The organism is Streptomyces sp. NPDC127129, from assembly GCF_042671585.1.
Classification (GTDB): domain Bacteria; phylum Actinomycetota; class Actinomycetes; order Streptomycetales; family Streptomycetaceae; genus Streptomyces.
Map to the genome: position 1 here is coordinate 232,318 of NZ_JBHXTV010000013.1, position 7,314 is coordinate 239,631.

The 7,314-nt window shown below is 75.2% G+C and carries 7 protein-coding genes; 1 reads left to right on the forward strand and 6 read right to left on the reverse strand.

Annotated elements, in window-relative coordinates; genetic code table 11:
• Positions 1–21: 21 nt before the first annotated feature.
• Genes ACFVGW_RS25060 through ACFVGW_RS25085 form a run of 6 tightly spaced genes read right to left on the reverse strand, consistent with a single transcriptional unit; the run spans position 22 to position 5,723 of the window.
• Complete coding sequence (locus tag ACFVGW_RS25060) at positions 22–1,044, reverse strand: pyridoxal-phosphate dependent enzyme (RefSeq protein ID WP_383228809.1); 1,023 nt, start codon at positions 1,042–1,044, stop codon at positions 22–24.
• On the reverse strand, positions 965–1,993 hold the full coding sequence (locus tag ACFVGW_RS25065; protein WP_385853551.1) for a GHMP kinase: 1,029 nt from the start codon (positions 1,991–1,993) through the stop codon (positions 965–967). Before ACFVGW_RS25065 ends, ACFVGW_RS25060 begins: the two co-directional genes overlap by 80 nt.
• The gene (locus ACFVGW_RS25070; protein ID WP_385853552.1) at positions 1,990–2,826 is read right to left on the reverse strand and encodes a Rossmann-like domain-containing protein; all 837 of its coding nucleotides are present in this window, start codon (positions 2,824–2,826) and stop codon (positions 1,990–1,992) included. The genes ACFVGW_RS25065 and ACFVGW_RS25070 overlap by 4 nt, the downstream gene beginning before the upstream one ends.
• Positions 2,827–2,837: 11 nt before the next feature.
• Entirely contained in the window at positions 2,838–3,635 is a 798-nt protein-coding gene (locus tag ACFVGW_RS25075; protein WP_385853553.1) for an ABC transporter ATP-binding protein, read from the reverse strand.
• Positions 3,632–4,705: a FecCD family ABC transporter permease gene (locus ACFVGW_RS25080; protein ID WP_385853554.1), complete on the reverse strand. Its 1,074-nt coding sequence runs from the start codon at positions 4,703–4,705 to the stop codon at positions 3,632–3,634. Before ACFVGW_RS25080 ends, ACFVGW_RS25075 begins: the two co-directional genes overlap by 4 nt.
• On the reverse strand, positions 4,695–5,723 hold the full coding sequence (locus ACFVGW_RS25085; RefSeq protein ID WP_385853555.1) for an ABC transporter substrate-binding protein: 1,029 nt from the start codon (positions 5,721–5,723) through the stop codon (positions 4,695–4,697). Before ACFVGW_RS25085 ends, ACFVGW_RS25080 begins: the two co-directional genes overlap by 11 nt.
• Positions 5,724–5,884: 161 nt before the next feature.
• On the opposite strand from ACFVGW_RS25085, the gene ACFVGW_RS25090 reads away from it, so the two are divergent.
• On the forward strand, positions 5,885–7,183 hold the full coding sequence (locus ACFVGW_RS25090) for an MFS transporter (RefSeq protein WP_385853556.1): 1,299 nt from the start codon (positions 5,885–5,887) through the stop codon (positions 7,181–7,183).
• The last annotated feature ends 131 nt before the right edge of the window (positions 7,184–7,314 follow it).

A 7,314-nucleotide genomic window follows, 5' to 3' on the forward strand; every position in this document is an offset into this window, starting at 1 on the left:
CAAGGCACCTGCCGCCGGGGGCTACCCGCCCACGGCCGGCGCCGGGGTCCGGTTCCACCGCATACGGGACCAGGGGAGGGCCAGTTCGCTCTGGTCCCGCACCTCCCGGGGGGCGAGGGCCGAGAGCGGGGCGGCTCCGGCATGGCGGGCGAAGACCGTGTCGACGTACCGGTGGCCGGTGTCGGCGGCGACGAAGAGGACCGTGCGCCCGGGGGCGCGTTCGCGTTCGTGGCGGGCGGCGAGATAGGCGGCTCCGGTCGAGAGTCCGGCGAAGACCGCGTGGCGGCGCAGGAGGTCGACGCTGCCGGCCAGGGCCGCGTCGAAGGAGATCCAGTGCAGGGTGTCGTACAGCTCGTGCGCGACGTTGCCGAAGGGGATGGAGCTGCCGATCCCGGCGATGATGATCTCGGGGTCGGCGACGTGCTCCGCGCCGAAGGTGACGCTGCCGTACGGCTGGACCCCGACGAGCTCGACGTCGGGCGCCGCGCGCCCGTCCGGATCCTCCCGCAGGTAGCGGGCGAGGGCGCCGGTGGAGGCGCCCGAGCCGACCCCGCCGACGACGGTCAGGCCGTCCGCGCCGGTCGCCTCTCGGACGCGGTCGGCGATCGCGCGGTAGCCCAGGTAGTGGACGGAGTCGTGGTACTGCCGCATCCAGTGGTACTCGGGGTGCGCGGCGAGGATCTCGTGGATCCGCTCCACCCGCCGCTTCTGATCGAGCTTGAGGTCGCTGCACGGTTCCATCCGCTCCAGCGTCGCTCCGAGGACGGCGAGTTGGGTGCGCAGGGTGTGGTCGACCGTCGTCGAGCCGACGATGTGGCAGCGCATGCCGTGCCGGTGACAGGCCAGGGCGAGGGCGTACGCGTAGATGCCGCTGGAGCTGTCGAGGAGCGTGTCCCCGCGCCGTACGGCTCCGGTGTCGAGCAGATGGCGTACGGCGGCGAGGGCGGAGACCACCTTCATCGTCTCAAAGCGCAGGCAGACGAGCCGGTCGTCGAGGCGTATCAGGTCCGGCCGGCCGACGGCCTCCGCGATGTGCTGGTCCATGCGGGATCTCCTTGCGGGTGGGAACGGTCGTGAAGGTCCGGGTGGCGGGGATGCCGTGGGCGTCCAGGGCGCGCAGACAGCGGCGCACGCGGTGCCGCAGGCCCGGAGCGGCGGGGTCGAGGAGGACGCCCGCCACCGCGCCGCTGTGCGCGATCTGGACACCCACCGCCCCGACGTGCCGGGAGACGGCGGTCAGCGCCTCGAACTCCGGGTGTCCGAGCAGTCGTTGGCCCCTCCGTGCGCTGGCGGTGGCGACCTCCCCGAGAAGCCGGGCGTCGCCGGTGGCCACCGCCCGGCGCAGCAGCGCGCGCAGCCGCTCGTACTCCCGGACGTCGGCGTCGGTCGCCTCCCCCACGGGCAGGGCGAGGGTGTCGACGGGCGCTCCCCCGCCGAGGGCGCAGCCGACGACGACCAGGGGCGGGAGGGCCGGGCCGAGGTCCTCCAGGACCCGGCCCTCCCGTTGGGCGAAGAGCACCGCGCGGCCGTCCCACATCAGCGGGTCGCAGGCGAGTTCGGCGCGCACCGCGAGCCGGGCGACCGTCCCGGCGGCGAGGGGCAGCCCGTAGGCGTCGGCGACCGCGCGTACCGTGGCGATGACGTCGCTGGTGGAGCTGCCCATGCCGAGACCCACCGGGATGTCACCGCTGAGCCTCAACTCGCCGCCGCTGGGCGGCAGTCCGGACCGCTCCGCGCACTCCGCGACCGCGAGGACCGCGGCCTGCGCGGCCTTCGTGCGGTCGGCGGGCACGACGGTGAGCGCGTCGGGCGCGGCACCGGGACGGAGGACGAACGCGGCATGGCTGCCGGGGCCGGCCAGGGGCAGGGTGACCAGTCCGGCGCACCGGCGTCCCTCGCCGTCGAGGAACACTCCCTGGAGGATCTCGCCGTGGTGGCAGGGCGCGTACCCGGTGCCGGTACGGCGCAGCGCGCGGCGCGCGGTGGGGGTCACGCGCCGCCCACCGCCCGGTAGCGGTACAGGTCCGTGCGCTCGGCGCTGAACTGCGAGAACGGGAAGGGTTCCGCGGAGAGCGCGGTGACGCCCGAGCCGAGGAAGGCACGGGCGACGGCGCTGCCGGTCTGCGCGTAGACGATCAGCGGGACGCCACGGGCCCGGCAGCGCCCCAGGACGGTGTCGAACGAGCCGTTGCTCAGGGTCATTCCGGTGGCGACGACGGCATCGGCGCGCTCCAGCACCTCGTGCATGTCGGCCGTGACGGGGTCGCCCCACTGGGTGGCCCTGAGGTTGAAGTCGCAGGGCAGCGGTTCGCCGCCGCGCTCCCGGATCGCCGCGACCAGCGGGTTGACGACGCCGATGAGGCCGACCCGCGCGCCCGGCTCGATGTCGAGCAGGCCGGCGACGGCCGCGTCCCGGGCCCGGGCGCGGACCTCCGGGGTACCGGCGGGCAGGGTCACCGCCTCGGCGTCGCCCGCTTCCCCGGCCGCGCGGTGCGGGCGGATCTCGGAGAGGTACGCGTCGAGGGCGGCGATCCGGAGGGGGCGCGGGGCCTCGCGCAGCAGGGCGTCGTGCGGGGCGCCGGAGAAGTCGCGGCAGACCGACGGGGCGATCTCCCCGGCCTCGAAGGCGCACCCGCCGAAGGACCCGCCGAGGCGGACCAGGACGTACTGGTTGAGGTACGTCGTGTCACCGCCGGCCAGTCGGGTGCCGTGGTGGAGCCAGAACACACTGGTCGCGACGAGTTCGGAAGGGGCCGGGCCGTGCTCGCCGGCGAGGACCGCCTTGATGAGCGCGTCGACGGAGCGGAGCGGGGTGGTGAGGGGCATGGGGTTCCTTTTCACAGGGCGGGTTCGGCCGTCGGTGCCCCGACGGGGAGCGGTCCGCGGTAGGTGACGGCCGGGTGTCCCAGCGCGTCGGTGGTCAGTACGGCGTCCACCTCGAAGACCTCGGCGAGCCGCTCGGGGGTGAGGACGGCGGCGGGGGCGCCGGAGGCGACGAGGCGGCCGCGGTGCAGGAGCAGCAGCCGGTCGCAGTACCGGGCGGCCAGCGACAGGTCGTGCAGCGCGACCAGGACGGTCCGGTCGGTGCCGGTGAGCAGCCGCATCAGCTCCAGCTGGTGCCGGACGTCAAGGTGGTTGGTGGGCTCGTCGAGCAGGAGCGCGCGGGGCTGCTGGGCCAGCGCGCGGGCGATGTGGGCGCGCTGCCGTTCGCCGCCCGACAGCGCCTTCCAGGAGCGGCCGGCCAGTGCGGTGAGTCCGACGCGCTCCAGCGCGGCGGCGACCACCGCCCGGTCGGTGGCGTCCGGTCCGTGCCAGCGGTCCCGGAACGGGGTGCGCCCCAGGCCCACGACGTCGGCGACCCGCAGATCGCTGTCGGCACCCGAGTCCTGGGCGACGAAGGCGACATGGCGGGCGATCCGGCGCGCGCTCCACTCCCGTACGGACTCGCCGTCGTAGCGGACCGTGCCGGTGCCGGGGGTCCGCAGGCCGGCCAGGCAGCGCAGGAGCGAGGACTTGCCCGAGCCGTTGGGGCCGAGCAGGCCGACCGTCTCGCCGGGGGCGATGTCCGCGCCGACGTCGCGGACGACCGTGGTCCCGGCCACCGACCAGCTCAGGTTCTCGGCGGTGATCCTCACAGTTCACCCCGCTTGCGCAGGACCAGGAGGAAGAGCGGTACGCCGAGCAGCGCGGTGATCACGCCGACGGGAACCTCGCGGGGTGCGAAGACGATCCGCGCGAGCGCGTCCGTCCACACCAGGAACACCGCGCCGGCGAGCGCCGTGTACGGCAGGAGGAGCCGGTGCAGCGGCCCGACGAGGAAGCGCACCCCGTGCGGGACGATCAGGCCGACGAAGCCGATGGCGCCGACGGTGGCCACCGCGACCGCGGTCAGCGCGGCCGTGACCACGAGCAGCAGCGTCCGGGTGTGCCGTACGCCGATGCCGAGCGAGGCGGCGGTGTCGGTGCCGAAGGCGAGGCCGTCGAGGGCCTGCGAGCAGAGCCACGCGACGGTGAGGCCGAGCGGGGTGACGATCGCGCAGACCACGACCGTGTTCCAGCGGGCCGGCGCCATGGAGCCCAGCAGCCAGTGGGTGACGGCCCGTGTGGTGTCGGCGTCCGCCGAGGCCATCAGGACGAGCGAGGTCAGCGCGGTGAAGAGCTGGCCGACCACGACGCCGGTGAGGACGATGCGCATGGAGTCGAGCCCGGTACGCCGCAGCAGCAGGAGGAGCAGCCCGAAGGAGAGCAGCGCGCCGGCGAGGGCTCCGCCGGTGACGCCGAGCGTGCTCGCGCCGACTCCGAGGACGACGACGGTGACGGCTCCCGCCGACGCGCCCGAGGAGACGCCGAGCAGGTAGGGGTCGGCGAGCGCGTTCCGGGTGACGGCCTGGAGCACGGCGCCGCACACGGCGAGCGAGGCGCCGACGAGGGCGGCCATCAGGACGCGTGGAAGGCGCAGGTCCCAGACGAGGGAGTCGGCCAGCGGGGGCAGGGGCCGTACGTCCAGGCCGATTCGGGCCCCGAGCACCCGGGCGAGGTCCGTCCAGCCGACGTCGGCGGTGCCGATGCGTACGGCGGCCGCGACCGAGCCGAGGAGGACGACCGCCGCGAGGAGCAGCGGGAGGGCGCGGCCAGCGAGGAGCGGAGCGGCCGGACGCGACAGTGCGGCCGGCGCGCTCCGGGCGTCGTGCGGTTCAGCGGACATGTCCGAGGTCCTTCATGCCCTGGGCCAGCAGCCCGAGGGTGTGGACGGAGCGTACGGACGGGTCCAGTTCGATGCCCGGCACGGTGAGGATCCTGTTCTCGCGTACCGCCGCCAGCTTCGAGATCACGGGGTGCCCGGTCATCGTCGCGCGCTTCTCGGCGGCGCTGTCGCCGGGCCGGCCGCGCTCGGAGAGGTCGCCGACGACGATGAAGTCCGGGTCGCGCCGGGCGACTTCCTCCCAGGAGACCTCGGGCCAGTCCTCGTCGATGTCGTCGAAGGCGTTCTTCGCGCCGACGATCCGGCTCATCTCGCTGGGCAGACCGGTCCCGCCCGCGACGTAGGGCATGCCGTTGAAGACGGAGTAGAGGTAGACGACGGTCGGCCGGTCCGCGCCCCGGGGAGCCTTGGCGGCGTTCTCCCCCGCGGTGGCGACCGCCGCGCGCTGCTCGGCGGCCAGTTCACCGGCGCGCTGCCGCACGCCGAAGACCGTGCCGAGCTTCTCGTAGTCGGAGAAGAGCAGCTCGAAGGGGGTCGTTCCGGCCGGGTTCCGGCTCGGGCAGTCCACGGCGCTGACGAAGGTGGGGACCTTGAGGGCGTCCAGCTCCTCGCGCGTCCCGGCCCGGTCCGGGGTGAAGAGGTCGGCGGAGCCTCCGACGACGAAGTCGGGTGAGGCGGCGCGCAGTTGCTCGCCCGTGGCGATCTTCGGGGCGATGACCGGAACCTCGGCGTACGCGGCCTGGTACCGCGCGGGGATCTTCGTCTTGAGGTTGGCGCTGCCCGCCATCCGGTCCTGGAGTCCGAGTTCGAGCAGGGTCTCGGTCGAGGTCTGGTCCAGGGCGACGGCGCGTCGCGGCGGTTGGGCGAAGGACAGTTGGTGACCGCAGCTGGTGACGGAGGCCGTCCGGGCCGCCGCCGGGGATCCCGGGTCCGCGGCGGAGCCGCCGCCGGCGGCCGTGGAGCAGCCGGCGGTGGCGAGGGCGAGGGTCAGGGCGATGCCGAGACGGGTGGGGTGGCGCATGGGTTCTCCGGTCCGAGGAGGCGGGCGGGCAGGTGGGCAGGGCGCTGCACCGGTGCAGGAGTGCCGCGCTCGAAAGGGTACTGTAACGACAATCATTTTCATTAACCACCTCGGGGTGTGCTTCGCCGCACCCCCAGCGGCGCCCAAGGAGCACCCCGCACATGGCCACCACACCGACGCCCACAGCCTCCGTCTCCCCGTCCCCGCCCCCGCGTTCGGTCCTCCGCGACCCCGCGTTCCTGCGGCTCTGGGCGGGCACCACCGCCTCCGGGCTCGCGACCTGGGCCCTGCCCTTCGTCCTCGGGCTCGCCGTGCTCCACCGCGACCTCGGCGCGGCCGCTCTCGGCCTGGTCCTCGCCGCCCGCACCGCCGGATTCCTCGCCGCGGTCGCCGTCGGCGGCGTGCTGGCCGACCGTCACTCCCGGCGTACGGTGGTCCTCTGGTCCGCCCTCGCGGCCGCCGTCGCCGCGCCCCTCCTCACCGTGGGGCTGGGCCGCTCACTGGTGCTGATGACGGCGGCCGCCGCGCTCGCCGGCGCGGGGCAGGGTGCCTGCCGGCCGGCGTTCCAGGCGCTCACCGCCGAGACGGTCGCCCCCGAGCGCCGTCAGCAGGCGAACGCCGCCATGACCATGGCGGTACGGAGTTCCACGCTCGCCGGGCCCGCCCTGACCGCGCTGCTCGCGGCCTTCCTCGACGTCGGGACGTTGCTGCTCGGCATCGGCGGGCTCTGGCTGATCGCCGCACTGGTCCCGGGCGGGGGCGGTGCGACGCACCGGCCCACCCCCGCTGCAGGGGGCGCGGGCCCGCGTCCCGGCTTCCGCGGCGACTTCCTGGAGGGCATACGGGAGGCGCGCCGCCACCCCTGGTTCCTCGCCGGTCTCGGCGCCCTGGTCGCCGTCATCGCCCTCGGCTACTCCGCCACGAGCGTCGCGCTGCCCCTGATCAGCCGGGACCGTTACGGCTCCGGGTGGGTGCTGGCCGCGGCCATGACCGCGTACACGCTGGGCGCGCTCGGCGGCGCGCTGGTGATCGCCCGCCTGCGTCCGCGCTCCCAGGGCTGGGCGGCCTTCGCCGGTCTGGCGGCGTACGGCGTGGCACCGCTGAGCCTGATGCTGCCCGTCCACCCGCTCGTCGTGGTCGCCGCCTACGCCGTGGCCGGCGTCGGGATCGAGCTGTTCAACGTCCCCTGGTTCACGGCCACCCAGCGCGAGGTCGCCCCGGACAAGCTGGCCCGCGTCTCGTCGCTCGACTTCCTGGTCTCCTACGGCCTGGCGCCGATCGGCCTGGCCCTGATCGCTCCCGCGATCGCCGCGCTCGGGATCACCCCGGTCCTCGCCGTCTGCGCCGCGGCCTGCTTCCTGGTCCCTGCCGCGGCGGCCGCGGTGCCCACGGCACGCCACTTCGGCCGCACCCCGTCCGCGCCCGGGGACACGTCCGCGAACACGACCGCGACGGGCTGAACACCGGTCAACCGCCCGGGGCGGGGGGGGGGGGGGGCGCGCCCCCCCCCCCCCGCGGGGGGGGGCCCCCCCCCCCCCCCCGCCCCGCCCCCCACCCAAGAGGAGCGGGGGAGCGCCCACCCCCCCCCCGG